The sequence below is a fragment of the Citrobacter sp. B72 genome, from assembly GCF_016894305.1.
GTDB classification, from domain to species: Bacteria; Pseudomonadota; Gammaproteobacteria; order Enterobacterales; family Enterobacteriaceae; genus Citrobacter; species Citrobacter portucalensis.
Genome location: NZ_CP069801.1, coordinates 92,903 through 119,609 on the forward strand (window position 1 = coordinate 92,903; position 26,707 = coordinate 119,609).

Sequence of the window (26,707 nt, forward strand, 5' to 3'; positions counted from 1 at the left end):
CTGATTTGCTGGGGGCTAAGGTTAACGATTTGTGCGCCTTGTCACGATTGAGATTTTCTAAGGTGAAGTTATTTTAATAACTACAGCTAATGATGATTTGGCGAAAATGCCATATGATATGCGATATCACGATATTAATGATGCTGATAAAAGATGAGAAAATATAATGCGTAGTGGGAAGTTATAAACATGCTCATCGGAAAAAACGCGTAGCGCCGCCGTTTACTGGCGAGCCACGTATGATATTTCATCAAACTATCCCCCCGACCATAGGACAAGTTGACACTCCAGAAGCCATTAGGGACGTCATCCTGAGTAAACTCTGATATGCAGCGGCTTCTATTCTGAAAAATGGTTCCCCTCAGCTATCGCCTCTATGCGTGTAGGCGCATTTACAGCAAAATTTTCAGCATTAAGTGAGTCGGAGTGATAGACATGAGCGTAAGATAGTAACCCATTCCCGCTATTGCAGCCCGTCAGCAAAGAGGAAGCCCTCAGACGTTGGGATTATTATGGTCCAATCGGCTCTTTTAAAAACACCTCATTCCAACCGATTTTATTTCCCGATCCGATGAAATCAGCTTTAGCTCTTCCTGTAAAGGGTGTTTTACCCTCATTCATGAGAACAGTGATACCTTACAGCGACTTCAGTTCTGGTAACGTTAAAATAGTTTCCAGAGATGGAACGGTCGTTAACTGGTAAAAAAGGGAAACATATGAAACAGGCAGTCATAATAGTGCTGATGGTAATAGCTATATGCAGCTCTTATTTCTGGCCTAATATTAAAATGAGACTTGCAGGTAACGCACAATATTCAGAGTTTGATAAAGCCAAATATGATTATTACACTCCCCAAGTTTTAAAAAAAATGCCGAGAATATCCCAAGTGTATGACTTTAATTATACGAACATTTCTGGCCCTAAGGCTGATGTATGGAGTGTGACGTTCTATAATACCAAGGATACGTGGAAAATTAGTGAATATCTCTCAATGGCGGGCTATGAAAAACAGGAAAAATGCGATATAGAGGCAGAATGCTGGCGCCTCAGGGGATCTGATGAAGTACTGACAGTTGTGAATATGAACAGCAGCAACGCTGTTCGGGTTGATATTCTGAAGAGTCTTTATAACGACAAATATATGCCAGATAAATAATTACTCCAATTTTATATCAATCAGCACTTATTGGCGGTAGGGATAGCCCGCATTTAGCAGGCTATCCTGTGCTTTACGATAGCATAGGTATGGTACGCAAAATTACTCGATATTCTGAATCTGCTCGCGCATTTGCTCGATCAGTACCTTCAGTTCAATCGCGGAATTCGTCACTTCGGCATTGATAGACTTCGATGCCAGAGTGTTCGACTCACGGTTGAATTCCTGCATCATGAAGTCCAGACGACGGCCAACCGCCTCTTTTTTCTTCAGAATGTTGTAGGTTTCTTTGACGTGAGCTTCCAGGCGATCCAGTTCTTCCGCCACATCGATACGCTGCGCCATCAGCACCAGCTCTTGCTCAAGGCGGTTATTCTCCAACTGCACCTGGGCGTCTTCCAGTTTGGCTACCAGACGCTCGCGCTGCCATTGCAGGATTTCCGGCATATGAGCACGCACTTTTGTGACTTCAGCACTGACGCCTTCCAGACGCTGCTCGATCAGCGCCTTCAGCGCCTGACCTTCGGTTTCACGCGCAACGATGAAGTCATCCAGCGTACCGTCAAGCGCGGCGAGGATTTCGGCGGCAATGGCGTCCAGATCCTGCTCCTGGGCAGCCATTACGCCAGGCCAGCGCAGGATATCAACTGGGTTGATTTCACCTTCATCGCTCTGCATTTTGACCCAGTTAGCAGCGCTAACGAGCTGTTTAGCGAGTTTTTCATTCAGAATCAGCTCGCCTTGCGCGCTGGCATCAGGCTCAAAACGCAGCGTACATTCGACTTTACCGCGCGTCAGACGCGTGCGAATACGTTCGCGAACAACGGGTTCGAGACTACGGAACTGCTCCGGCAGGCGAAAATAAGTTTCCAGATAACGCTGGTTTACCGAGCGCATTTCCCAGGTGGCGCTACCCCATTCACCCTTGATTTCACGCCGGGCGTAGGCGGTCATGCTGCGGATCATAGACGTTCCTGTTTTTAAAGATGAGATGGGAGGATTATAGCCATCCGCGTCTTGTCAGGATAGGAATAACAGTCGGAAGTCCGTATAATGCGCAGCCACATTCGTTTCAAGCCGGAGATTTTATCATGCGTCCAGCAGGTCGTAGTGCCAATCAGGTGCGTCCCGTCACCCTGACCCGTAATTATACAAAACACGCTGAAGGCTCCGTGCTGGTCGAATTTGGTGATACCAAAGTGCTGTGTACCGCTTCTATTGATGAAGGCGTCCCACGTTTTTTGAAAGGTCAGGGCCAGGGCTGGATCACCGCAGAATATGGCATGCTGCCACGCGCCACGCACACCCGTAACGCCCGTGAAGCGGCGAAAGGTAAGCAGGGCGGTCGTACCATGGAAATCCAGCGTCTGATCGCCCGCGCGCTGCGCGCAGCTGTTGATCTGAAAACGCTCGGCGAATTCACAATTACGCTGGACTGCGATGTTATTCAGGCCGATGGCGGTACGCGCACCGCATCAATTACCGGCGCATGCGTTGCGTTGGCTGATGCGCTGAACAAGCTGGTGGCGAGCGGTAAGCTGAAAACTAACCCGATGAAAGGGATGGTCGCCGCGGTTTCCGTGGGCATTGTGAACGGTGAAGCACTCTGTGACCTTGAGTACGTTGAAGACTCTGCTGCTGAAACCGACATGAACGTAGTGATGACTGAGGACGGTCGCATTATAGAGGTTCAGGGTACGGCGGAAGGCGAACCGTTCAGCCATGAAGAACTTCTCACCCTACTGGCATTGGCCCGAGGGGGAATCGAATCCATTGTAGCGACGCAGAAGGCGGCGTTAGAAAATTGATTTTAAAGGCGACTGATGAGTCGCCTTTTTTTTGTCTGTAATAAAGTGAGATGAGGAGCGAATCCATGAAACCGTATCAGCGCCAGTTTATTGAGTTTGCGCTTAGCAAGCAGGTACTAAAGTTTGGCGAATTTACGCTGAAATCCGGGCGCAAAAGCCCCTATTTCTTCAACGCCGGGCTGTTTAATACCGGGCGCGACCTGGCACTGTTAGGCCGTTTTTATGCCGAAGCGCTGGTGGATTCCGGTATTGAGTTCGATTTGCTGTTTGGCCCTGCCTACAAAGGTATTCCGATTGCGACCACAACGGCCGTTGCGCTGGCGGAACACCACGATAAAGATATGCCGTACTGCTTTAACCGCAAAGAGGCGAAGACCCATGGCGAAGGCGGTAATCTGGTAGGTAGCGCACTTGAGGGGCGTGTCATGCTGGTAGATGATGTTATCACCGCAGGTACGGCTATTCGTGAGTCGATGGAGATTATTCAGGCGAATGGCGCCACTCTGGCGGGGGTACTGATTTCTCTCGATCGTCAGGAACGCGGTCGCGGCGAGATTTCCGCGATTCAGGAAGTGGAACGCGATTATGGCTGCAAGGTGATTTCTATCATTACCCTGAAAGATCTGATTGCGTATCTGGAAGAGAAGCCAGAGATGGCGGAGCATCTGGTGGCAGTACGGGCCTATCGCGAAGCGTACGGCGTTTAAGAACTGCCGGATGGCGCTGCGCTTGTCCGGCCTACGTAACCCCCGTAGGCCGGACAAGACAAAATCGCTACTGCAATTGAGCTGCAACCAACGGCCAGCGGGTGTCAAAATCATCCGTTGGGCGGTATTTAAATTCGCTACGTACAAACCGGGACAGCATACCTTCGCAGAAAGCCAGTAACTGGCTGGCCAGCAGCGTTTCATCCACGGTGTAGCCTTCACCTTCACGCATTCTTTTTTCTCGCAGAACCTGGCGCAACTGCGCTTCAATGCGCTCAAAAAGTTGGTTAATGCGACCTTGCAGACGGTCTTGCTCGAACATCAACGCGTGTCCGGTCAGAATTCGTGTCAGGCCTGGATTACGCTCACCAAACCCTAAAATCAGCAGAACGATCAGACGCAGACGCGCGTTGGTGTCTTTTTCATCTTTCAAAATCAGATTGATACGCGTAATCAGACTATCTTCGATAAACTCAATCAGGCTATCGAACATACGGGTCTTGCTGGGGAAATGGCGATACAATGCCGCTTCGGATACGCCAACTGAGGCTGCCAGCTTTGCTGTGGTGATGCGTTGGCTACCATCGCTGGACTCAAGCATCAGTGCCAGAGACTGAAGTATTTCTTCGCGACGATTCCTTTTCGCAGTTTGCTTTTCTACCATGTTACAAAATACCCCTGAAAATAAGCTCTTGCCAGGCAGGCATCCACACAGCGACCGCAAACTGTTGTTTGCGGTGTGTTATTGCGTTATTACGCTATGGGATGCTTTTCTGCGGGTTACTTGCGCCCGGAATGGCCGAAGCCACCTTCGCCACGATCGGTGGCTTCAAACTCTTCCACCAGATTAAATTCAGCCTGCACGACCGGTACAAATACCATCTGCGCGATACGTTCGCCCGGCTCAATAGTGAAGCTGTCCTGACCACGGTTCCAGACGGACACCATCAGTTGGCCCTGGTAGTCGGAATCAATCAAACCAACCAGATTGCCCAGCACGATACCGTGCTTATGGCCCAGCCCGGAGCGCGGGAGCATTACCGCTGCCAGAGAAGGATCGGCAATGTGGATAGCTAACCCGGTTGGCACCAGCGTTGTTGCGCCCGGCGCCAGCTCTACGGCGTCATCAAGACAAGCACGCAGGTCAAGTCCGGCAGAACCAGAAGTGGCGTACGTCGGGAGCGGAAATTGTTGCCCTACGCGCGGGTCCAGAATCTTAACGTCGATTTTTTTCATCATAACGGGTCACGATCTCGTCGAGTAATAATTGGCCCAGGAGTTCTTTACGCTCAAGCGGTAAGACTTTGTCTCCATCCTGCCAAAAAAGGTGTAATGCGTTGCTATCGCTGTTAAACCCTTGAGTTGACAGCGAAACGTCGTTCGCACAGATCACATCAAGGTTTTTGCGGATGCGTTTTTGCCGGGCATATTCTTCCACATTATTTGTTTCGGCGGCAAACCCAACGACAAAAGGACGGTTAGCATCCAGTGCGGCAACACCGGCGATAATGTCCGGGTTTTTGACCATTTTTACTGTTAATTCATCACCCTGCGTCGCTTGTTTTTTTATTTTTTCGTGGGCGACAGTTTCAGCGCGATAATCAGCGACTGCAGCGCAACCGATAAAAATATGCTGTTGTTGAACCGCAGATTGCACAGCGGCTTCCATTTCCAGCGCGGTCATCACATCAACCCGCTGAACAAATGGTGGTGTGGATAACGAAACCGGACCCGATACCAGTGTGACGTTTGCACCGCGCTTTGCGGCAGCGGCCGCGATCGCAAACCCCATCTTCCCGGAACTGTGGTTGGAAATATAACGCACGGGATCAAGCGGTTCACGCGTCGGGCCCGCCGTAATCATGATCTTGAGATGTTGCAGATCGTTGACAGGTGAAAAATGTTCTGCCGCCATATCCACAATCGTTAACGGATCCAGCATACGTCCAGGGCCGATATCACCACATGCCTGACTACCGCTGTCAGGACCCCAAATGAGCAAATCGCGTGAGGCAAGAATACCCAGATTGTGCTGGGTCGCGGCAGCGCGATACATCTGCTGGTTCATGGCTGGCAGTACAGCAACAGGAGCAGGCGTTGCCAGACAAATCGTTGACACCAGGTCGTTGGCCATACCTGCGGCGACACGAGCAATCAGGTCTGCTGTAGCGGGTGCCAGGATGACCAAATCGGCCCATTTTCCCAGCTCAATGTGGCCCATCGCGGCTTCGGCTGCGGGGTCAAGCAGGCTGTCGGAAACGGGATAACCTGAAACCGCCTGTAAACTCAGGGGAGTAATAAATGCTTTTGCCGCTTCGGTCATCGCCACGCGGACGTCAGCGCCGCGTTCCCGTAAACGACGCACCAACTCAGGGGTCTTGTACGCAGCAATACCGCCACTGACGCCAAGTACGATTTTTTTACCGGCCAGGCTCATCATGATCTTTCCTGTTGGGTTTCACCAGAAGGCGGATATTTTATCACAATCCGCAATTTGTCGTGCTTTTGACCGTACTCCACTTTGCGAGGCGCTACGAAGAAGTGAAAACAGCACGTCGATTCACCGTCGGTGTTATGCCACTATGCGGACGCGAGAGGAGGGAGAAGCATGGAAAATACAGGAAGTATGATGCCCCGGGAAAAGCTGTTGGCGCAGGGGGCCAGTTCTCTGACCGATGTTGAGCTTTTGGCTCTTTTTTTACGTACCGGCATGCAGGGTAAAGATGTGCTTACGCTGGCGAAAGAGATGCTTCAGCATTTTGAGTCGCTGTATGGTCTGCTGTCTGCTGATTACATGGATTTTAGCTATGTTCAGGGAATCGGTATCGCGAAGTACGCACAGTTGAAGGGGATTGCGGAGCTGGCAAGACGCTACTACAACGTGCGAATGATAGAGGAGCGGGCTCTACTTAGTCCGGAAATGGCGCGTGAATTTCTGCAAAGCCAGCTTTCGCAAGAGGAACGCGAGATCTTTCTGGTGATCTTTATGGATTCTCAACATCGCGTGATTAAACACAGCAAACTTTTTTCCGGTACGCTTAGCCATGTCGAGGTACATCCGAGAGAAATTGTCCGTGAAGCGATAAAAATGAATGCTTCTGCGGTGATCCTTGCGCATAATCACCCTTCGGGGTGTGCAGAGCCCAGTAAAGCAGATAAACTCATCACCGAGCGTGTTGTGAAATGCTGTCAGTTCATGGATATCCGGGTGCTTGATCATCTGGTCATTGGGCGCGGAGAGTACGTTTCTTTTGCGGAACGCGGTTGGATTTAACGCACTTTACGCGATCCATCGGGATCTTTGTCTGTTCGGGACTTGAGCACATCGCTGACTCAGCGTATACTACGCCACCTTTGAGAATCTCGGGTTTGGCATTTGGGCCTGGCAATCGAGAGTTCGCAAATACGCAAAATCATTCTTGTTGCGTCCAATGACGAGGCAACATTGAAAGATTAAGTGTATTGAACTGCGATAACCGGGCTGAGAAGCCTGACGAGGCGCCAATACCCCATACGAAGCTCGAGCTAATTTGATTTTTGGAGAATAGACATGTCCCGAGTCTGCCAAGTTACTGGCAAGCGTCCGGTGACCGGTAACAACCGTTCCCACGCACTGAACGCGACTAAACGCCGTTTCCTGCCTAACCTGCACTCTCACCGTTTTTGGGTTGAGAGCGAGAAGCGTTTTGTCACCCTGCGTGTATCTGCTAAAGGTATGCGTGTTATTGATAAGAAAGGCATCGAAACAGTTCTGTCTGAACTGCGTGCCCGTGGCGAAAAGTACTAAGTACTAAGAGGAAATAAATCATGGCTAAAGGTATTCGTGAGAAAATCAAGCTGGTTTCTTCTGCTGGTACTGGTCACTTCTATACCACTACGAAGAACAAACGTACTAAGCCGGAAAAACTGGAACTGAAAAAGTTCGATCCAGTTGTTCGTCAGCACGTTTTATACAAAGAAGCGAAAATCAAATAATTTTCGTTTTGATGTAAAGAAAAACCCTGCCTCGGCGGGGTTTTTTGTTTTTCTGGCCGTCCCCATATTAATGAGACCTGACATACCGCCGGAGATACTATGCCTGAATTACCTGAAGTCGAAACCAGCCGCCGTGGTATTGAGCCGCATCTGGTGGGGGCAACGATTATGCACGCGACGGTGCGTAACGGTCGTTTGCGTTGGCCAGTATCTGAGGAAATCTATCGTCTGAGTGATCAACCTGTCCTCAGCGTACAGCGGCGCGCGAAATACCTGCTGCTAGAACTGGCGGATGGCTGGATAATCATTCATCTGGGGATGTCGGGTAGCTTGCGTATCCTTCCTGAAGAGCTTCCGGCAGACAAGCACGACCACGTTGACTTAGTGATGAGCAACGGCAAAGTTCTGCGTTATACCGATCCCCGTCGCTTTGGCGCCTGGCTGTGGACTAAAGAACTGGATGGACATAATGTCCTCGCTCATCTTGGCCCTGAGCCGCTGAGCGACGATTTCAACGCCAATTATCTACAGCAGAAATGTGCGAAGAAGAAAACGGCGATTAAACCCTGGCTGATGGATAACAAGCTGGTGGTGGGTGTGGGTAATATCTACGCCAGCGAGTCGCTATTTGCGGCTGGGATTCATCCTGACCGTCTTGCGTCATCATTGTCGAAAGATGAGTGTGAATTGCTGGTACGCGTTATTAAGGCGGTGTTGCTGCGTTCTATCGAGCAGGGCGGGACGACGCTGAAGGACTTTCTGCAAAGTGACGGTAAGCCTGGCTATTTTGCCCAGGAGCTGCAGGTCTATGGGAGAGAAGGTGAACCTTGCCGCGCATGTGGCGCACCGATTGTTGCGACAAAACACGCCCAGCGTACAACGTTCTATTGTCGTCGCTGTCAGAAATAGTTTCATTGCTGGCCGGATGCTGCATCCGGCCAGGTGCATTACTTCAGTTTACTCATTAACGCCTGATGGACGTTTTCCGGTAAAAAGTGCGTCACGTCACCCTGGTGGCGGGCAACTTCTTTCACCAGTGACGATGAGATAAATGACCACTCTTTAGATGGCATCAGAAAAACGCTTTCCAGCTGTGGCATGAGGTGGCGGTTCATATGAGCCAGCTGCATTTCATACTCAAAATCGGCTACCGCGCGCAGGCCACGGATCAGAATGTTCGCCTGATTATCACGGGCAAAGTTTGCCATCAGATCGCTGAATCCCAGCACTTCCACATTGCCAAGATGCGCCGTTGCCTGTTGTGCCAGCTCAACGCGCTCTTCCAGAGTAAACATCGGCTTTTTACTGGGGCTTGCGGCAATCGCCAGAATCACGTGATCAAACATGCTTGTCGCACGCGTCACGATATCGAGGTGGCCGTTAGTAATAGGATCAAAGGTTCCTGGATAAATCGCCCGTTTTTGCATGACTTGCCTCAATGCGTTTTGGGTGGCAGGTAAGGTTCCAGCAGTTGCAGCAGACGCTGTAGAGCGCCCTGATTTTGATACAGAACTTCAACTGCGTGACGGCCATAAAAATTACGATAATCTGCATCGGTCAGTAAGGAAGAGACCTCTTTCACCAGCGTAGCTGCGTCGGTGACGGTGATCAATCCGCTTGCCTGTTCGAGACGGGCGCAAATATCTTTAAAATTAAACGTATGTGGTCCCATCAACACCGGAATAGCATGCGCTGCCGCTTCCAGCGGGTTGTGTCCACCACGTTCAACCAGTGAACCGCCGACAAAAGCAAGGTCGGCAATGCCATACAGCAACATCAGCTCACCCATGGTATCGCCGATCACAACCTGAGTACCTGATGATGGAACTTCACCCGAAGAACGAGTGGTATAGCTTAGTCCAGCCTGGCGTACGAGGTTAATGGCATCCGGGAACCGTTCTGGATGTCTGGGAACCAGAATCAATAAAAGATTCGGGAACTGATTTAATAACGCCTGATGGGCGGCAATGATGATGCTTTCTTCGCCGTCGTGGGTGCTGGTTGCAATCCATACCGGGCGGTGAGGCGCCCATTGACGACGTAATGTCACCGCTTTTGCGGCCAGTTGCGGTGTTACGGATATATCAAACTTCAGGCTGCCAGTAACGGTGACTTGATTGCTTCTGGCGCCAAGCGTAATAAAACGTGCGCCATCTTCTTCGTTTTGTGCGGCAATCAACGTAATTCGACGCAGTAGTCTGCCAACAAATTTACCTAATTTCGCATAACCAGCGGCTGAACGAGCAGAAAGACGTGCGTTGGCAATGACCAGAGGAATGTGGCGCTTATGGAGTGCCGCGATCAGATTTGGCCACAGCTCGGTTTCCATAATTAACACCAGTTTGGGGTCAACTTTATTCAGAAAACGGTTCAGGGCATCCGGTAAATCGTATGGTAAATAAATGTGCTGAACGTCAGTACCAAAAGCAGATTGTACGCGCTCGGAACCGGTTGGCGTCATGGTGGTTACCGTGATCGGCAAGTCGGGATAACGATGTCGCAGAGCGCGAACTAATGGGATTGCAGCCAGCGTTTCGCCCACAGAAACCGAATGAAGCATGATGCCGCCAGGTTTTAGCGGGCGGCGATAAAAGCCGTAGCGTTCGCCCCAGCGTTTACGGTAGGCCGGAGCCTTACGTCCGCGCACCCAAAGCCGTATCCAGATCAAAGGCTGAATAAGGTAGAAAAGGGCGGTGTAAAGCAATTCGAGCATAATGGTAGCTGACTTATGAATGTGCTGGGGATTCTATGTATTTAACTATGGCTTTACCATCATTTTTATCCAGGTTGTATCAAAACGATGGAATTGATGAGGGACCGATTTCGCTGATGGCTATTTCAAAAATGCACATGGCCGCATTTATATGTCTTAACCTCTTGTGCGGTGTACGTTTTCTGATGAACTGGTGTCTTTTTTATCTGTATGTTTTTCATGGTTTATTTTGTATTTTGTTCAAAAAATATTCATTTCGGAATGCGTGATAATAAATGATATACTACTGCGCAATTTCAGGTAGCTAGCGGGCAGAAACGTTTCGAAAGCACAGAAAGTCATCTTTGGATGCTTTAGGCAAGGATTACACGATTCTGATGCTTCAAACCTGACATGCCTGGCGACGCGATGCGGATATTAATGCATGAATATTGCTTTTTGTTTGTACAAGTATTTTCCCTATGGTGGGTTACAACGTGATTTCTTGCGGGTAGCGCTGACGGTTGCTTCTCGTGGCCATCATGTTCAGGTATTTACCCAGTCATGGCAGGGCGAGCGTCCGAAAGGGCTGGAGATTATACTCGTCCCCGTCACATCCAGAACGAATCATGGGAAAAACGAGCAATATTATCAGTGGGTTCAGAATTATTTAACTCAACATCCCGTCGATCGTGTCGTTGGTTTTAATAAAATGCCTGGGTTGGATGTGTATTACGCTGCGGACGTTTGCTATGCAGAAAAGGTCGCCCGCGAGAAAGGCTTTTTCTACAAATTGACTAGCAGGTACCGACACTATTCTGCATTTGAACAAGCTGTATTTCAGCGGGGTGCCGGCACTACGCTTTTGATGTTAACCGATAAGCAAATTGGTGACTTCAAACATCATTACCAAACTGAGAGCCAGCGTTTTTGTATCCTGCCACCAGGAATCTATCCTGACCGAAAGTACAGCCAACAACCTGAAAACAGCCGGCAGGTTGTCAGAGAAAAAAACGGTATTGGTCTCGATCAGTACTTACTCTTACAGGTAGGTTCCGATTTCAAACGCAAAGGCGTGCCAAGAACATTACAGGCGTTGGCTTCTTTGCCTGATGTCATCCGCCACCGCACGCGATTGATGGTTGTTGGTCAGGATAAGGCCGATCGCTATCGCGCTCAGGCTCGTCAATTGGGGGTTGAAGAACAAGTGCAGTTCTTCTCGGGGCGAGACGATGTCGCAGAATTGATGTCTGCTGCTGATTTATTACTTCACCCCGCTGTACAGGAAGCTGCCGGTATTGTCTTGCTAGAAGCTGTAGTTGCCGGGCTACCGGTATTAACTACCGAAGTTTGCGGCTATGCGGGTTATATCAACGCCGCACAATGTGGGGTGGTGATTCCTGAACCTTTTGAGCAGGAAAATCTGAATACTGTACTTTTCGATGCGCTGCAAAATAATGAGCAGAGAAGTTGTTGGGCCGGAAACGCGCGGCATTTTGCTGATACAGAAGATCTCTACAGACTGGCAGATAAAGCTGCAGATATCATTTTAGGTCCTAAGAATGATTGAATTAAAAGAACCATTTGCCACGCAGTGGCAAGGAAAAGACCCGTTTACTGAAGTCACTAAGCTGGATGGTGAGGTTTTTCGCGCTCTGGAAACACGGCGTACCCTACGTTTTGAGATGATGGGAAAGGGTTATTTTCTTAAATATCATCATGGAACCACGCTTAAAGAAGTGGTGAAGAACCTTATATCTCTGCGTATGCCTGTACTGGGTGCCGACCGTGAGTGGCTGGCGATTCACCGCTTAAAAGAACTGAATGTTGATACTATGACAGGGGTTGCATTTGGTCAAAAAGGTCTGAATCCGTTAGAGCGAACCTCGTTTATCATCACTGAGGACCTTTCTCCCGCCATCAGCCTTGAAGATTTTTGTGCCGGGTGGGGAGTTGAGCGTCCTGATTTTGTATTAAAACGGACCATTATTACCCGTGTGGCAGAAATGGTGGGTAAAATGCATCGGGGTGGAGTAAATCATCGGGATTGCTATATTTGCCATTTTTTACTCCAACAACCGATGCCAGAAAATATTGCGGATATCAAACTTTCCGTAATCGATCTGCATCGTGCACAAATTCGTCAACATGTACCGCGCCGCTGGCGAGACAAGGACTTGATCGGACTCTATTTCTCTTCACTTGAGATCGGTCTGACGTCCAGAGATATCTACCGTTTTTTACGTGTCTATTTTTCGATGCCACTACGTGAAATCTTTCGTCAGGAAGTCAGGTTGTTTGAACAGGCTGTCACAAAAGCGCAAAAAATAAGACGAAGAACAATAAGAAAAGCGCTATAAATCACATATAAAGTTTGAGGCCATTTTATTATGAACATTGATTTCCAGAAGCTAGTTATTCAAAAACACGTCATAGACAGCTCTACGCATGAGAAGAGTAAAAAACTAAGTGTTGCGTATGGTGTCGACCGTAATTTTTTATTTGGTTCTGGCATTTCAATGACCTCAGTATTAGTGAATAACCCTGATATTGATATTCACTTTTATATAGCAACAGACTATATAGATGACGATTATCTGGAGAGTGTAAAACGCCTGACCCAAATGTATAGTACGACTGTGACGGTTCTTGTGTTCGATAACGCGGTATTTCGTGAACTACCGAGTACGAAATCATGGACTTATGCGATGTACTATCGTTATCTTGCATTTGAATATTTAAGTACGGAGCTAAGCTCTGTACTGTATCTTGATGCCGATGTTATCTGTAAAGGTTCATTGCAAGAGCTTACGGAGATTAATTTCTGTGGGGAATATGCGGCTGTCATCAATGATATCGATGATGTGCGTATTAAATCCGGCAACAGGCTCGGCATTCCTGAACTGAGTAACGGTTACTTTAACTCTGGCGTGGTATTTGCCAATCTCGAAGTGTGGCGTGAACAGCAGTTGTTGACTAAAGCATTTTCCATTTTAGACAAACGTCAAAAAGAGCTTCTTTATTTTGATCAGGATGTGCTGAACATCTTGTTTGTCGGTAATGTTATTTTCCTGAGAAGAGATTTTAACTGTATTTATGGTGTGGATCAGGAATTGAAAAATAAGAATGATAAACTATATCAGAATTTCATCACCGATAATACGGTATTAATACACTATGTCGGTGTTACTAAGCCATGGCATTCATGGGCCAAATACCCGGTAGCCAAGTTTTTTATAGATGCCTATAAAAAATCAGCATGGGCGGAAAAATCTTTATTAAATGCAAATACGGCAAAACTATATAAACGCAAGTCACGGCATGAAAGGGCACAACGTAAATATATCCGTTCGGTGCTTAGTCATGTAATGTATATAAAAAATAAACTACATAACGCACGGTCACACTAGTTAGTTGTGCATATAATTGTCAGATAGCATATTGAAAAGGTGTAGTACATGAATTTTGATTGTCATCAGTCTATCAAGGATACCATTGAGTTCTTTGGTGCTCCAAAAGAACAAAACCCACAGCTCAATATCGCCTGGGGGGTTGATCAGAACTTTATGTTTGGCGCGGCGGTTTCGATGTCGTCCGTTTTACTACATAATCAAGATATCAATATTCATTTTCATCTTTTTACTGATTATATTGACTCAGACTATCAGCAAAAATTAGAAATATTAGCAAAGCAGTATTCAACGAATATAACTGTTTATGTGATGAATGCTGAAGGATTAAAGGTTTTGCCATGCGGGAATGCGTGGTCTTATGCGACCTATTTTAGGTTTATTGCATTTGAGTATCTTAGTGAAAAAATTGATAATTTATTATATATAGATGCCGATGTGGTATGTAAAGGGTCGTTGATTGAATTAACAAAAATTCAGTTTGAGCATCATGTGGCTGCAGTTATTCAAGATATTGATGACAGTCGTTCATATGCTGCCACTCGACTTAACGTTCCGGAATTTGTTGAGCAATATTTTAATGCTGGTGTTATTTTTGCTAATTTAAAGAAGTGGAAGGAACAACAGTTTTTCGCTAAAGCATTTTCTATTCTGTTGGACAAAACCAAGAAATTTGCGTTTCTTGATCAGGATGTTTTGAATATTATGTTTTTAGGGAAAACCATTTTTCTACCTAGAATCTACGATGCAATATATGGCATTAAACAAGAGTTAAAGAGTAAAGACACTTCTCGATATAAAGAATACATCACCAATGACACTATTCTTATTCATTATGTTGGTGTAACTAAACCCTGGAATTCATGGGCTAACTATCCTTCAGCACAGTACTTTGTTGAAGCCTGGAAGGCTTCTCCGTGGGCGACAGTTCCACTGCTACCTGCCAGAACGCCAAAACAGTACAAAAAGAAGTCACGCCATGAAAGGTTACAAGGGAAGTATTTCGCCTCAGTAATCAGTTATATTGGTTATTTGCGTGAAAAATTAAAAAAATAATAAAAAACTCCCGTAAGGGAGTTTTTTATTAACGTAATTTAGTCTTAAGGTATTTCATATACCATTTGAGAGAGGCATAGTAATTTCCCTTTTGGGCTTCCTGACGTGAGTAAACACGATAATCAGTAGGCCTCATACGTGGAGCATAAGACCGTAGTTCAGTATTTCGCCATGGCGTGAAATGATGGTAGAAAAGATAAAGTTGCTGTGAAAGCCCAGTGTGTTCTTTATACCAGGGTTTCCTTCCACCGGTGAAATGGATAATACGTGGTAGAGTATCTTTTTGAAAAAAGAAGGTCTCTTTCTGTTGTTCAGTAAACCAGTTAAATAAAAAATTCCATTTGTTATCAATAAATTTAATATTGCCATTAATAGCAATGTTCAGAGCATCTTGATCCGGATAAGGGAGATGTTTGACCCGATCGAACAATATTTGGTTGGCTTTTATTTCAATATTATGTTCAGTCCATTTCTTGATATTAATATACATAAAACCGGAGTTGAAATAAAAATCTGTCGTTAAATTTAATCGTCTCGCATTTTTGTTGCTACTATTATCAAGCGAATCATGACTGACAGCACAAATAACTTCACTAATGTCAATGTTATTAATTTCATGAATGCTGTCGAAGCACAGTGTGTCTGCATCTAAATAGATAAAAGACTCTACCTTATCCCTAAGCAGTCGTGGGACCGCTAATCGCATATAGATTGAACGGTTCAGGTGTTTGATTGCAAAGTCATTGTTATACTTTTCAATCTCTTCCTTATCGATATTGATAACCTGAATTTTATCACTGGTAGAACGTAGTTTATTGATTTCTTCATCTGTAACGTCATAGACAAAGACGAAGAATGACAGATCTTGCCCCGGGTTGTTCATTATGACAGACATAATGGACACTGCTACATATTCCAGATAATTGGCATCTGTACAGTAAGCAATGTTAATAACGTTTTTTTTGCTGTCCATTTATGCTTTCTCATTACCTTTTATATTGTCACTATCATGAAGTACCTTATCGATAGCGTCAATCACAGCTTGCTCCGGTATCCATGTTAGATATTTTTTAGATCTGTCGAGTTTATCTCGAGAAGGCATCGGATGATAATCGCCAGCCCAAATCAATAAAGCTTTATCCGACCATGGCTTCCACTGTTGATAATTGGTGGCACCAAACAGGCAGACCTGTGGTGTCTTTAGCGCCGCTGCCATATGCATAGGAGCAGAATCGACGCCAATGTACAGAACTGCATGATCGATCAATGCAGCCAACTGCAAAAAGGTGGTTTTACCTGCCAGCGTCAGATCAGGGGAAGATTGACACAGTTCAGCAATGCGCTGAACCTGCTGCTGCTCACTTAGCGCTGGCCCACAGGTAAGATAAACATGCAGACCACGCCGATGAAGGTGGTCTATAACATGCGCGAATTTTTCATCGTCCCAGCATTTAAACTCTTGTCTGGCAGTGGGTTGAATAACGACATATTTTTGTGAAGGCAATTCCGGGAGTAGGGTAACTAAATGTTGATAGTCGTCAGGGCGATAACAAAGAGACATCTCTTTCTTCAGTTCTGTTTCGCTAAACCCGATACCTTTTAGAATAGATAAATTTTGTTCAACAATATGTGTTCCAATGGATGGCGTTACTCGCGTAAAAAGTCGGTTCCACTGATCTTTTTCGCGCTCAAAAGCAATTGAAGGGCAACGCAAAGACGCTATAAGAGCGCCGATCGGCCATTGTTCGGTGAGGTTAACGATCAGGTCGTAGTGATTTTTTTTCAGTTGTTTACGTACTGAAAGGTAATTTTTCACTGTTGACAGCAGGCCTTGCTTTTTCTCAATCAGATAAAAATTATTGATATCTTTATGGGCAGCTAAGATTGCTTTGGTATCTTTATAGAGCAACAGATCGATCTTAGCTTGTGGATAACGTGCCCGAATGCTGGCAATGACAGGCGTAGTTAGCAGAACATCCCCATAAAACTTGAGCTTGCAAATAAGAATCCGGTCAACTTTTTCAAACATGTTAAAATCCCTTTCGCAAGAATAAGCTTTTGCAAGCAGATATTATCTTATATCTTGTTTCAGAAATAGAACGATCGATATGGGGATATTTCATCTTCAGAATTATTTTCTTCTTAACGATTTTCGTATCGCAGCATGCAAGTGCATTCTGAATGTCATTTAGCATACTCTCGCTATAGCGATAATAGCCTTTTTTCTTGCGTAAAAGTTTACGTCCTTCGAGAAAGCAATTGATAATCATAAATGTCGCAACAGTACGCTTGGACCTATTTTCATTAATATAGTTATACATTTTTCGCATAGCAAAGAAGATGCTGTCAGCGTCACTATCAATAATGTTCTCGGTAATACTTTTATCGTTTACTCGGTAGTAATATAACTTATTCTCGATTTTTAGAATCTTATGGCATTTAAAATACTGGAATGGGCAAAAAATCATGTCTTCGTAGCGACGATGTTCCTCGAACTTATCGCTACCAATGATATTGCGGTGAAAGATTTTTGTCATCAGATGCCATTGCCCTGCCTTGAATGTTGGTAATAGAGGGGCGTAATTGTCATCTGATAAGATTATTTCGCGCTGGGTAATGTTGTTTTCCATTTTTGGCGCGTTCTTATACAAATTGTTTATATCTCGAGTTAAGTTAAATTCGATGATGTCATATTTTTCGTCTCTTAACTTAGGCAAGAGAATTGTAAAATAATTCTGGCAGACAATATCATCACTGTCTACAAAACCAATATATTTCCCTGTCGCATGAGCAAGACCAACATTACGGGTGATTGCAACACCCTGATTTTTTTGACTTATATATTTAACATTATGACAATCTTTTTCACGGTAAAACGCATTTATACGCTCTTCGGTTAAATCCGTAGAGCCATCATTAACAATTATTATCTCCACATCATCAGTGATGCTCTGATGTATAGACGCCAACGTCGCTGTGATGAGTTCAGCGTTGTTGTATGTAGGTATAATAATGCTCAGTAAATAACCGGAAGCGTTAACCATGGCATCGTTCTCTTGTTGGACTCGAGCTCAGTACTGCTGCTACACATAACGCCAGCACGCTGCTCAGGGCTTCACCTTTGGCATATAATAATAAATCACTCAAGCCATAGACTGCGATAGCGCCTGAGACGACGAACAACAGAGGACTACGTTGCCAGTAAGCTATTAAAAACATGGCAGTATAGAGCAAGAGTAGCACAACAACACCAGGGATGCCTTTTAGTGAGAAGGTATCAACTATTTCGTTATGCAGGTGGACGTTAATGAACTCAAGTGCCCCTTGCAGCGAGGTGTCCTGCACCGCAAGTCGCTGAATTTCTGCTCCGCGTTGTTCGAGTGACTGTCCCCAGTGGTGCACTTTCCCGGCTTCAATACCTGCCCGTTGCATCGCCAGTCTCGCGCCGATAGAAGTATTACTATTGTTTTGATTATAAGAGTGCAGATCAACCAGGAAGTTCTGATAGCGGCTTTCAATGATTGGTTTTAAGGGGATTGCAGCAGCCCCCACCAGTATTACAAAACCCAGCAGTGCCCTTAATAGCATAGTGCGGTTGTGACGATAGTACATCAGGAATAGGCCGACACTCAGGATCGGGTATACCAAAATAGCAGCTCGAGTTTGCGTTGTGATGATGACTGCCAGCGATATCAAAAAATGTAACAGATAGAGTGCAACGGTGTGTTTTAGACGCAGATTAATAATGGCCTGAGAGGCTAATAATGCAATTAGCGTCAGAGCGTAGGCTGTGCCGGTTTGGTGTTCAAAGCCCAGCGCAACACGGTAGGTCATAATATCTGGTGCCCCGGCGACCTCGTAGCCTGCGAAAAGATACAGGCCTATTGCTGTAAGAATCGTCCAGATACTGGTGATGCGAGTTTTGTTGGCACATGGCTCTCGCGATGCCAAAGCGGTCATAACCAGTGCGGCAAAAATCATCACTTTGCCACCGTTCTGGTATGACCTATAGGCTCCGGTAAAAGCAGATCCTGGCTGTTTAAATATTTCTACCCAAATAATCTGGAGTAAACCGAAGAGCAACAACATAACAGGTAAAACCAGGTTTTGTTTGTTACTGCACACATGTTTTATATTTTTTCCTATAAGCGGTAGAGATAGCGCCGTGGAGAAAATAAATACCTTCAGTGCTTCATCTGGATTGACCAGCACCATCGCAAGCGTTGCCAGGATCCCAGCGTAAAATAAGAAGTATATAAAATCGAATGGATTATTTTGTATACTACAAATAAAACGAGAAAACATGTGTTGGCGAAGCATGGTTCATCTCTTAAAGTTAAAGCAAATTATTATCAACTAGCGATATGTTGACTAAGTTAGCATCAAGATCCTGCAATTTTCCGGAATGGCTTTGCTGTGTGTATTGATTCTTCCCATATCCCCCAATCAGTCCGGGATCCGTTGGGCCATACAACGTAATATTAGGGCGATCCAACGCGGCGGTTAAATGGCTCAATCCTGTATCAACCGACACCACAAACTTTGCCCCCGCCAGAATGCGAGCCACATCTTCCAGACTCATTCGCGGCAGGACATCAACGTAGGGAAACCCTTCTGCCAGCCTTTTGGCGCGCTCTTCTTCATGAGGAGCACCCCAGGGGAGTTTAATACGGATGCCCGTATTATTTAACAGGCCAATCAGCTCCCGCCAGTTGGCTTCTGGCCAGTGCTTATCATCACGTGTCGTGGCGTGCAGAAATACAGCATACTGGCCTGCATCAGCCTTATGTTCATTCATAAAATGCTGCGCAATCGCGTAATCACCCTGCAACTGCGGTTTAGCATACCCCAGACTTTTGGCGAACAATTCACGCGTACGTTCTACCGCGTGCTGCTGTTTGGCTATGTGATGTTTGCGATTATAAAACAGACTCGCCAGCGGTTCGCGGGCTGTGCTCCAGTCCATACCATGCTTGATGCCACGTGCCAGACGTGTCACCAACGCGGCGCTTTTAACTAAACCCTGAGCATCGATTATTGCGTCATAATGCTGTAAACGTACCGCATCGTGAAACGCTTTACGCTCGGCTTTAATCGGTGCTGAAAACCAGGCTTTACGCCAGCGACGGATCGCTACTGGAATAACCCGGTCAACAGCTGAATGCCAGGAGGGGATTTGAGCGAACCCTTCTTCCACCACCCAATCAAATTGAATACCCGGAATAGCCTGCTGCGCATCGGTTAATGCGGGCAACGTATGCAGTACATCGCCCATAGACGACGTTTTAACGATCAGAACCCGCATCCGTCAGGCTTCCTCTTGTAACAACAGGTCGTTGAGTTCTTCCAGTACGCGCTGGGGTGTGATGTCAATCAGGCTCTGGTGATAGCCTTCTGCCGCATCGCCCTTACGCACTTTGTGATACCCCGTAATCAGGCGAATGACACGTGCCTTGTGGGAAAGCGGAGGCGTAAAATCCGGGCTGCTTGGACCATACAATGCGACCAGTGGACGGTTCAGTGCTGCGGCCACGTGCATTAATCCAGAATCGTTGGTGACGACCGCTTTGCAGGCGGCGAGCAGAATGACGGCCTGTTCCAGCTGTGTTTCGCCCGCCAGATTACGGCACCAGGCTTGCTGTTCAGTGCTCAGCGTTGCCAGGATCTCATTGCCAGCTTCATGGTCTTTTGCTGAGCCAAACAGCACAATCTGATGGCCTTCATCGATCAACTGCTTCGCCAACTCTGCGTAGTGGTAATGTGGCCAGCGTTTCGCTGGACCAAATTCCGCACCCGGGCAAAAGCCGATGATGGGACGTTCGGCTGAAAGGGAGAACTGGCTACAGGTTAGCGATTTTTCACCTTCGCTGACCTGCAACTGCGGCCATAACAGAGGCTGCGGCAAATCTTTGGCCGTCAGCATCACGCCTTTGTCATAAGCCAGAGCCACATAACGCTCGACCATCAGCGGCCATGCGTCTTTATCCAGTACGCGCGCATCGTTTAGCAGGCCGTAGCGCATCTCGCCACGCCAACCGGTACGATGGGGAATACCCGCAAAGAACGGCACCAAAGCGGATTTAAACGAGTTAGGCAGCACATAAGCGCGGTCATAGCGCTTCTCACGCAGGCTGTGGCCGAGTTTACGGCGCTCGCCGATCTCCAGCGCGCCGTGCCCCAGCGGCATGGCGATAGCTTCATTAACTTCAGGCATGCGCGACAATAACGGACGGCACCAGGCAGGTGCCATCACATCGATTATCGCTTGGGGATAACGCGCCTTGAGCGTGCGATAGAGACTTTGCGACATCATCATGTCGCCCACCCATGACGGGCCGATCACCAGTATTTTCATGCTAACTTCTTACGCGTCGCGGTTCAGCCAGACCATATATTCCGTGACGCCTTCGGCGACGGTTTTAAACGGCTTGTCATAGCCCGCTGCGCGCAGGTTCGTCAGATCTGCCTGGGTAAATGCCTGGTAGCGGCCTTTCAGTTTTTCCGGGAATGGAATGTACTCAATGCTGCCTTTTTTGTGGTACGCCAGCGTAGCATCGGCAACGGCCTGGAAAGATTCCGCACGACCTGTACCGAGGTTAAAGATGCCGGAAACCCCGTTTTCCAGGAACCACAGGTTTACCGCAGCCACGTCGCCTACGTAAACGAAATCACGTTTGAAGTTTTCACTGCCTTCAAACAGTTTTGGCGTTTCGCCATTGTTAAGCTGGGTGTTGAGGTGGAAAGCAACGCTTGCCATGCTGCCTTTGTGGCCTTCACGCGGTCCGTAGACGTTGAAATAGCGGAAGCCAACAATCTGTGAATTGGCTTCTGGCAGGATCTGACGCACGTACTCGTCGAACAGGAATTTTGAGTAGCCGTAGACGTTCAGCGGTTTCTCATATTCACGGGATTCGATGAAATCAGAAGTGCGACCGCCGTAGGTGGCGGCAGAGGACGCGTACAGGAACGGGATTTCACGCTCCAGGCAGTAGTGCAGTAGCTCTTTGGAGTATTGATAGTTGTTGTCCATCATATACTTGCCGTCCCACTCGGTGGTGGAAGAGCATGCGCCTTCGTGGAAAATCGCTTCGATATCGCCGAAATCTTCCCCGGCCATAATCTGGATCAGGAAGTCTTCCTTGTCCATGTAGTCAGCAATATTCAGATCCACCAGGTTAACAAACTTGGTGCCGTCTTTCAGGTTGTCCACCACCAGGATGTCGGTGATGCCTTTATCATTCAGGGACTTAACGATGTTGCTGCCGATAAAGCCCGCGCCGCCGGTAACGATGATCATAAATGTAACCTTCGAATTATGGAGTCAGAGACAATCTCAGACACGAATACTTCTATCATATCACTACATGGCTTAGGCTTCAGCCATTCACCGATAAGCCGTGCGGGTACACGTGATTTATGCTTCATTTTGAAGAAGTGATGATGCGTCATCTCGTATCAACGTATAGCTTTGGGTAATATGTGCTGAAATTTGCCCAGTCTGGAGAATTGAAATGCGTGGGGATTTTTACAAACAGTTAACGAACGATCTCGAAACCGCACGTGCGGAAGGATTGTTTAAAGAAGAACGCATTATTACATCTGCCCAGCAGGCGGATATCACCGTGGCGGATGGAAGCCACGTTATTAACTTTTGTGCGAACAACTATCTGGGACTGGCTAACCATCCGGAACTGATTGCAGCGGCAAAAGCGGGTATGGATTCTCACGGATTTGGTATGGCTTCGGTTCGCTTTATTTGCGGTACCCAGGACAGCCATAAACAACTGGAGCAAAAACTGGCGGCATTCCTCGGTATGGAAGATGCCATCCTTTACTCTTCTTGCTTCGACGCCAACGGCGGCCTGTTTGAAACGCTGTTGGGCGCAGAAGACGCAATTATTTCCGATGCCCTGAACCACGCTTCTATCATTGATGGCGTGCGTCTGTGTAAAGCAAAACGTTTCCGTTACGCCAACAACGATATGGTGGAACTGGAAGCTCGCCTGAAAGAAGCGCGTGAAGCGGGCGCTCGTCATATCCTGATCGCCACTGATGGCGTGTTCTCTATGGATGGGGTAATCGCTAACCTGAAAGGCGTTTGCGATCTGGCGGATAAATACGACGCGCTGGTCATGGTTGATGATTCCCATGCCGTCGGTTTTGTCGGCGAAAATGGTCGTGGCTCCCATGAATACTGTGACGTGATGGGTCGCGTGGACATCATCACCGGTACGCTGGGTAAAGCACTCGGCGGCGCATCCGGTGGTTACACCGCAGCGCGCAAAGAAGTTGTTGAGTGGCTGCGTCAGCGTTCCCGCCCTTATTTGTTCTCCAACTCACTGGCACCGGCGATTGTTGCGGCTTCCATTAAAGTGCTGGAAATGGTTGAAGCTGGCAGCGACCTGCGCGATCGCCTGTGGGCGAATGCACGTCAGTTCCGCGAGCAAATGTCTGCCGCAGGCTTTACGTTAGCCGGTGCGGATCACGCGATCATCCCGGTTATGCTGGGTGATGCAGTAGTGGCGCAGGCATTCGCCCGCGAGCTGCAAAAAGAGGGGATTTACGTTACCGGATTCTTCTATCCGGTGGTTCCAAAAGGCCAGGCGCGTATCCGTACCCAGATGTCTGCGGCGCATACCCCTGAGCAGATTACGCGTGCTGTTGAGGCGTTCACACGCATTGGTAAACAACTGGGCGTTATTGCCTGAGGATGTGAAATGAAAGCGTTATCCAAACTGAAAGCGGAAGAGGGCATTTGGATGACCGACGTTCCTGAACCGGAAGTCGGTCATAACGATTTGCTGATTAAAATCCGTAAAACAGCCATCTGCGGGACTGACGTTCACATTTATAACTGGGATGAATGGTCGCAAAAAACCATCCCGGTACCGATGGTCGTTGGGCATGAATATGTCGGCGAAGTTGTTGGCATCGGCCAGGAAGTTAAAGGCTTTAAAATCGGCGATCGTGTTTCAGGCGAAGGTCATATCACCTGCGGGCATTGCCGTAACTGCCGCGGTGGACGTACTCACCTGTGCCGCAATACGACCGGTGTCGGTGTAAACCGCCCTGGCTGCTTTGCGGAGTACCTGGTGATCCCGGCATTTAACGCATTTAAAATCCCGGACAATATCTCCGACGACCTGGCGTCTATCTTCGATCCGTTCGGTAATGCAGTGCACACGGCGCTGTCGTTCGATCTGGTTGGGGAAGATGTGCTGGTTTCCGGTGCGGGTCCAATCGGTATTATGGCGGCAGCGGTCGCGAAGCATGTTGGCGCACGCCACGTGGTGATCACCGACGTTAATGAGTATCGCCTTGAGCTGGCGCGCAAAATGGGTATCACCCGCGCGGTCAACGTGTCGAAAGAGAATCTGACCGACGTGATGGCTGAACTGGGTATGACCGAAGGGTTTGATGTGGGCCTGGAGATGTCAGGGGCGCCGCCAGCGTTTCGCGCCATGCTGGACACCATGAACCACGGTGGCCGTATTGCTATGCTGGGTATTCCGCCATCTGATATGTCCATCGACTGGACGAAAGTTATCTTTAAGGGACTGTTTATTAAAGGTATCTACGGTCGTGAGATGTTTGAAACCTGGTACAAAATGGCTGCACTGATCCAGTCTGGTCTGGATTTGTCGCCGATCATCACCCATCGATTCTCCATCGATGAATTCCAGCAGGGCTTTGACGCGATGCGTTCAGGCCAGTCAGGGAAAGTGATCCTGAGCTGGGATTAACCGTATCCACCCTGTGGATTCTGTGTGTTGTCCCCGGATGTTGATTATCATTACCATCCGGGGCTTTTTTGCTTCCTCCTGCCCGGTGCATTTTCCGCTAAAGAATTAATATTTTTTTCTGAAAATCTACCGCTTAATATGCTAAAAAGTGCCGATAACTCTACTGTTTGGCAGGATTTGATATGACCTATACCCCTGGTCTCCTGAGCGTCATTATGCCGCTTTACAACACGGGTGAGCCGTTCATTGCGTGTATGGATTCACTGATTGCGCAAACCTGGAAGAACCTGGAGATCATTATTGTTAATGATGGCTCTACGGATAACTCTGCGGAGCTTGCTCAGTCTTATGCGGATCGTTATCCGCACGTTCATCTGCTGCACCAGCGCAATGGGGGCGTTTCTGCGGCGCGCAATACCGGTATGAAAGTTGCCAGGGGAGAGTATATCGCGTACGTAGACGGCGATGATATTGCCTATCCGGAAATGTATGAAACGCTGATGAATATGGCGCTGAAAGACAACCTGGATGTTGCGCAGTGCAACGCTGACTGGTGTATTGCCGAGACGGGCCACACCTGGGCATCCATTCCTACCGATCGTATTCGTTCTACCGGCGTGATGACCGGGCCAGACTGGTTACGCAAAGCGTTAGCCAGCCGCCGTTGGCGGCACGTTGTCTGGATGGGCGTTTATCGTCATCAGACTATCCGCGACGCGGGGCTGACCTTTCTGTCTGGCCTGCACCACCAGGATATTATCTGGACAACGGAGTTTATGTTTAATGCGAAGCGCGCGCGTTACACGGAAGTCCCGCTGTACAAATACTTCCTGCACGGCGCATCTGTTAGCCGTCTGCCGCGCACCGGGCTGAAAAACCTCGCTTACCAGCGCCACTACATCAAAATTACCCGTCTGCTGGATAAGATGAATCACGACTACGCCGGACGCATTCCAATTTACCCGGAATTCAAACAGCAGGTGATTTACGAAGCGCTACGCGTTTGTCATTGCATACGTAAAGAGCCGGACGAGAAAATCCGCCAGCGCATGATTGCTGAAGTATTTGTATCGGGTATGTTCAAGCGTATGGTGAGTAATATCTGCAGCGTTAAGCTGGGTTATCAGGTGCTGTTGTGGGCTATCCGTTTTAGCCAGTGGCGCGATAAATCATTGACGCCGCGCCGCCTGGCCCATTTAACGCTGGATAGTAAAGACTGATTATTGCCAGCCCTGCCACTGCAGGCGCATATACTGCACCAGCGTGCTTTGGGTGATGCTTTCGCCGAGCACGCTGAAGAAGCGGCTGGCGTACACCGGCTCTAACGGCTGTTTCGGTTTGCATAATTTCACCCCGCGGAAAGGATTACGCGGAGCATCAGGCGTACCGTTCTTCGGTGGCGTGAGGTTTGGCTTGGAGGTATCCACCTGTGGTTCATTGAGCAAGCTGCTTGGGCGAACCAGCGTGATGTCGGCTGGCAGGCTATACAGCATCTGCTGCAGGACGCGAACCGTAGACGGGTGAGGGTGGCCAATGGCGATTGCGGAACCGTTGCGGCGTGCAAGCTCGACGGCACGATTAAACTGACGGCGAATATCGGCTTCGTTTTGCGTGTCATCCAGGAAGACTTTGCGTTTGATGACCTTCACACCGGTGCCTGACGCTGCGCGCATTGCCTGGCTGTTACCGATGGTCATGCTGTCCAGGAAGTAGAGGTCGTAGCGTTCCAGCGCCTGCATCACCTTCTGCATGCCGAAAAGACTGGAGGTCATCGCGCTGCCCATATGGTTGTTCAGACCGACCGCATTCGGTACTTTGCTTACCGCGTCACGAATGATCCGCTCAATCTCTTCGCTGCTCATTTCAGGGCGTAACGTGTCTTTCTTTAACGGCTGCTTGCTCAGCGGCGCCATTGGCAGATGGATCAAGACTTCATGCCCGCTGTTATGCGCTTTGATTGCCATTTCACGCGCATGTGGGGCGTTAGGCAGAACGGCAACGGAGATGGTAGAAGGCATCGCCAGTACCTGGTTTTCAGTGTGTGGGCGATAGCCGAAATCATCAATGACGATGGCGAGTTTGCCAGCAAATACAGGTGTTGCGAAGGCCAGCAGACTGGCGAGAGAGAGTAGTAGACGACGAAATTGTTGTGGCAAAAC

Annotated in this window: 28 protein-coding genes and 1 pseudogene; 15 read left to right on the forward strand and 14 right to left on the reverse strand. The window is 47.9% G+C overall.

Annotation, left to right across the window (positions count from 1 at the left end):
- Nucleotides 1-451: 451 nt before the first annotated feature.
- Nucleotides 452-703, forward strand: a pseudogene (locus tag JQN59_RS26855) (hypothetical protein); the annotation flags it as partial.
- Nucleotides 704-716: 13 nt separating this feature from the next.
- Nucleotides 717-1,157: a hypothetical protein gene (locus tag JQN59_RS00435; protein WP_149607897.1), complete on the forward strand. Its 441-nt coding sequence runs from the start codon at nucleotides 717-719 to the stop codon at nucleotides 1,155-1,157.
- A 102-nt stretch (nucleotides 1,158-1,259) separates the two neighbouring features.
- Here JQN59_RS00435 and JQN59_RS00440 read toward each other — a convergent pair whose 3' ends face one another.
- Entirely contained in the window at nucleotides 1,260-2,123 is an 864-nt protein-coding gene (locus tag JQN59_RS00440; protein WP_003024052.1) for a YicC/YloC family endoribonuclease, read from the reverse strand.
- 125 nt (nucleotides 2,124-2,248) lie between these two features.
- Here JQN59_RS00440 and rph point away from each other — a divergent pair, with 125 nt between their 5' ends.
- The gene (gene rph / locus JQN59_RS00445; protein WP_003024054.1) at nucleotides 2,249-2,965 is read left to right on the forward strand and encodes a ribonuclease PH; all 717 of its coding nucleotides are present in this window, start codon (nucleotides 2,249-2,251) and stop codon (nucleotides 2,963-2,965) included.
- Nucleotides 2,966-3,030: 65 nt separating this feature from the next.
- On the forward strand, nucleotides 3,031-3,672 hold the full coding sequence (pyrE, locus tag JQN59_RS00450) for an orotate phosphoribosyltransferase (protein ID WP_020996052.1): 642 nt from the start codon (nucleotides 3,031-3,033) through the stop codon (nucleotides 3,670-3,672).
- Nucleotides 3,673-3,739: 67 nt separating this feature from the next.
- Here pyrE and slmA read toward each other — a convergent pair whose 3' ends face one another.
- The 3 genes from slmA to coaBC form a co-directional block, all read right to left on the reverse strand.
- The gene (gene slmA, locus JQN59_RS00455) at nucleotides 3,740-4,336 is read right to left on the reverse strand and encodes a nucleoid occlusion factor SlmA (protein ID WP_003827257.1); all 597 of its coding nucleotides are present in this window, start codon (nucleotides 4,334-4,336) and stop codon (nucleotides 3,740-3,742) included.
- A gap of 116 nt (nucleotides 4,337-4,452) precedes the next feature.
- Nucleotides 4,453-4,911, reverse strand: coding sequence for a dUTP diphosphatase (gene dut / locus JQN59_RS00460; RefSeq protein WP_003827259.1), 459 nt, complete (start codon nucleotides 4,909-4,911; stop codon nucleotides 4,453-4,455).
- Nucleotides 4,889-6,109: a bifunctional phosphopantothenoylcysteine decarboxylase/phosphopantothenate--cysteine ligase CoaBC gene (gene coaBC, locus JQN59_RS00465; protein ID WP_149607925.1), complete on the reverse strand. Its 1,221-nt coding sequence runs from the start codon at nucleotides 6,107-6,109 to the stop codon at nucleotides 4,889-4,891. The genes dut and coaBC overlap by 23 nt, the downstream gene beginning before the upstream one ends.
- Nucleotides 6,110-6,280: 171 nt before the next feature.
- Between coaBC and radC the strand changes: the two genes are divergently transcribed.
- The 4 genes from radC (at nucleotide 6,281) to mutM (ending at nucleotide 8,556) form a co-directional block, all read left to right on the forward strand.
- Nucleotides 6,281-6,946, forward strand: coding sequence for a RadC family protein (radC, locus tag JQN59_RS00470; protein ID WP_048227329.1), 666 nt, complete (start codon nucleotides 6,281-6,283; stop codon nucleotides 6,944-6,946).
- 276 nt (nucleotides 6,947-7,222) lie between these two features.
- Nucleotides 7,223-7,459 carry a 50S ribosomal protein L28 gene (rpmB, locus tag JQN59_RS00475; RefSeq protein WP_003024071.1) on the forward strand — a complete coding sequence of 79 codons (237 nt, stop codon included), beginning with the start codon at nucleotides 7,223-7,225 and terminating at the stop codon, nucleotides 7,457-7,459.
- 20 nt (nucleotides 7,460-7,479) lie between these two features.
- On the forward strand, nucleotides 7,480-7,647 hold the full coding sequence (rpmG, locus tag JQN59_RS00480; RefSeq protein ID WP_003024094.1) for a 50S ribosomal protein L33: 168 nt from the start codon (nucleotides 7,480-7,482) through the stop codon (nucleotides 7,645-7,647).
- A 99-nt stretch (nucleotides 7,648-7,746) separates the two neighbouring features.
- Nucleotides 7,747-8,556, forward strand: a complete 810-nt coding sequence (gene mutM, locus JQN59_RS00485; protein WP_003827288.1) for a bifunctional DNA-formamidopyrimidine glycosylase/DNA-(apurinic or apyrimidinic site) lyase — start codon at nucleotides 7,747-7,749, stop codon at nucleotides 8,554-8,556.
- Nucleotides 8,557-8,594: 38 nt separating this feature from the next.
- Here mutM and coaD read toward each other — a convergent pair whose 3' ends face one another.
- The gene (coaD, locus tag JQN59_RS00490; protein WP_003024099.1) at nucleotides 8,595-9,074 is read right to left on the reverse strand and encodes a pantetheine-phosphate adenylyltransferase; all 480 of its coding nucleotides are present in this window, start codon (nucleotides 9,072-9,074) and stop codon (nucleotides 8,595-8,597) included.
- 8 nt (nucleotides 9,075-9,082) lie between these two features.
- Entirely contained in the window at nucleotides 9,083-10,360 is a 1,278-nt protein-coding gene (waaA, locus tag JQN59_RS00495) for a lipid IV(A) 3-deoxy-D-manno-octulosonic acid transferase (protein WP_048215295.1), read from the reverse strand.
- 424 nt (nucleotides 10,361-10,784) lie between these two features.
- On the opposite strand from waaA, the gene JQN59_RS00500 reads away from it, so the two are divergent.
- The 4 genes from JQN59_RS00500 to JQN59_RS00515 are packed head-to-tail and all read left to right on the forward strand — an operon-like array spanning nucleotide 10,785 to nucleotide 14,805.
- Entirely contained in the window at nucleotides 10,785-11,909 is a 1,125-nt protein-coding gene (locus JQN59_RS00500) for a glycosyltransferase family 4 protein (RefSeq protein ID WP_149607896.1), read from the forward strand.
- On the forward strand, nucleotides 11,902-12,699 hold the full coding sequence (gene rfaP / locus JQN59_RS00505) for a lipopolysaccharide core heptose(I) kinase RfaP (protein WP_048215298.1): 798 nt from the start codon (nucleotides 11,902-11,904) through the stop codon (nucleotides 12,697-12,699). Before JQN59_RS00500 ends, rfaP begins: the two co-directional genes overlap by 8 nt.
- Before the next feature lie 30 nt (nucleotides 12,700-12,729).
- The gene (locus JQN59_RS00510; protein ID WP_137377631.1) at nucleotides 12,730-13,749 is read left to right on the forward strand and encodes a glycosyltransferase family 8 protein; all 1,020 of its coding nucleotides are present in this window, start codon (nucleotides 12,730-12,732) and stop codon (nucleotides 13,747-13,749) included.
- Between the two features lie 48 nt (nucleotides 13,750-13,797).
- Entirely contained in the window at nucleotides 13,798-14,805 is a 1,008-nt protein-coding gene (locus JQN59_RS00515) for a glycosyltransferase family 8 protein (RefSeq protein ID WP_149607895.1), read from the forward strand.
- Between the two features lie 28 nt (nucleotides 14,806-14,833).
- Here JQN59_RS00515 and JQN59_RS00520 read toward each other — a convergent pair whose 3' ends face one another.
- The 7 genes from JQN59_RS00520 to rfaD are packed head-to-tail and all read right to left on the reverse strand — an operon-like array spanning nucleotide 14,834 to nucleotide 22,102.
- Complete coding sequence (locus JQN59_RS00520; protein ID WP_149607894.1) at nucleotides 14,834-15,778, reverse strand: glycosyltransferase family 8 protein; 945 nt, start codon at nucleotides 15,776-15,778, stop codon at nucleotides 14,834-14,836.
- Nucleotides 15,779-16,834 carry a lipopolysaccharide core heptosyltransferase RfaQ gene (gene rfaQ / locus JQN59_RS00525; protein WP_149607893.1) on the reverse strand — a complete coding sequence of 352 codons (1,056 nt, stop codon included), beginning with the start codon at nucleotides 16,832-16,834 and terminating at the stop codon, nucleotides 15,779-15,781.
- A 1-nt stretch (nucleotide 16,835) separates the two neighbouring features.
- On the reverse strand, nucleotides 16,836-17,849 hold the full coding sequence (locus JQN59_RS00530; RefSeq protein ID WP_149607892.1) for a glycosyltransferase family 2 protein: 1,014 nt from the start codon (nucleotides 17,847-17,849) through the stop codon (nucleotides 16,836-16,838).
- A complete protein-coding gene (locus tag JQN59_RS00535; RefSeq protein WP_188110106.1) occupies nucleotides 17,842-19,125 on the reverse strand; it encodes an O-antigen ligase family protein in 1,284 nt (427 codons plus the stop codon). Before JQN59_RS00535 ends, JQN59_RS00530 begins: the two co-directional genes overlap by 8 nt.
- Before the next feature lie 16 nt (nucleotides 19,126-19,141).
- Entirely contained in the window at nucleotides 19,142-20,110 is a 969-nt protein-coding gene (gene rfaC / locus JQN59_RS00540; RefSeq protein ID WP_103014674.1) for a lipopolysaccharide heptosyltransferase RfaC, read from the reverse strand.
- A 3-nt stretch (nucleotides 20,111-20,113) separates the two neighbouring features.
- Complete coding sequence (gene rfaF, locus JQN59_RS00545) at nucleotides 20,114-21,160, reverse strand: ADP-heptose--LPS heptosyltransferase RfaF (protein ID WP_048215305.1); 1,047 nt, start codon at nucleotides 21,158-21,160, stop codon at nucleotides 20,114-20,116.
- Nucleotides 21,161-21,169: 9 nt separating this feature from the next.
- The gene (gene rfaD / locus JQN59_RS00550; protein WP_149607891.1) at nucleotides 21,170-22,102 is read right to left on the reverse strand and encodes an ADP-glyceromanno-heptose 6-epimerase; all 933 of its coding nucleotides are present in this window, start codon (nucleotides 22,100-22,102) and stop codon (nucleotides 21,170-21,172) included.
- Nucleotides 22,103-22,316: 214 nt separating this feature from the next.
- On the opposite strand from rfaD, the gene kbl reads away from it, so the two are divergent.
- The 3 genes from kbl to JQN59_RS00565 all read left to right on the forward strand — a co-directional run bounded on the left by kbl (nucleotide 22,317) and on the right by JQN59_RS00565 (nucleotide 25,768).
- Nucleotides 22,317-23,513 (forward strand): glycine C-acetyltransferase, encoded by a 1,197-nt coding sequence (gene kbl, locus JQN59_RS00555; protein ID WP_003827313.1) that lies wholly within the window; start codon nucleotides 22,317-22,319, stop codon nucleotides 23,511-23,513.
- A gap of 9 nt (nucleotides 23,514-23,522) precedes the next feature.
- Complete coding sequence (tdh, locus tag JQN59_RS00560) at nucleotides 23,523-24,548, forward strand: L-threonine 3-dehydrogenase (RefSeq protein WP_003024132.1); 1,026 nt, start codon at nucleotides 23,523-23,525, stop codon at nucleotides 24,546-24,548.
- A gap of 182 nt (nucleotides 24,549-24,730) precedes the next feature.
- On the forward strand, nucleotides 24,731-25,768 hold the full coding sequence (locus JQN59_RS00565) for a glycosyltransferase (RefSeq protein ID WP_048215306.1): 1,038 nt from the start codon (nucleotides 24,731-24,733) through the stop codon (nucleotides 25,766-25,768).
- Here the strand turns inward: JQN59_RS00565 and JQN59_RS00570 are convergent, their stop codons facing one another.
- On the reverse strand, nucleotides 25,769-26,704 hold the full coding sequence (locus JQN59_RS00570) for a divergent polysaccharide deacetylase family protein (RefSeq protein ID WP_204528154.1): 936 nt from the start codon (nucleotides 26,702-26,704) through the stop codon (nucleotides 25,769-25,771).
- Between the last annotated feature and the right edge of the window lie 3 nt (nucleotides 26,705-26,707).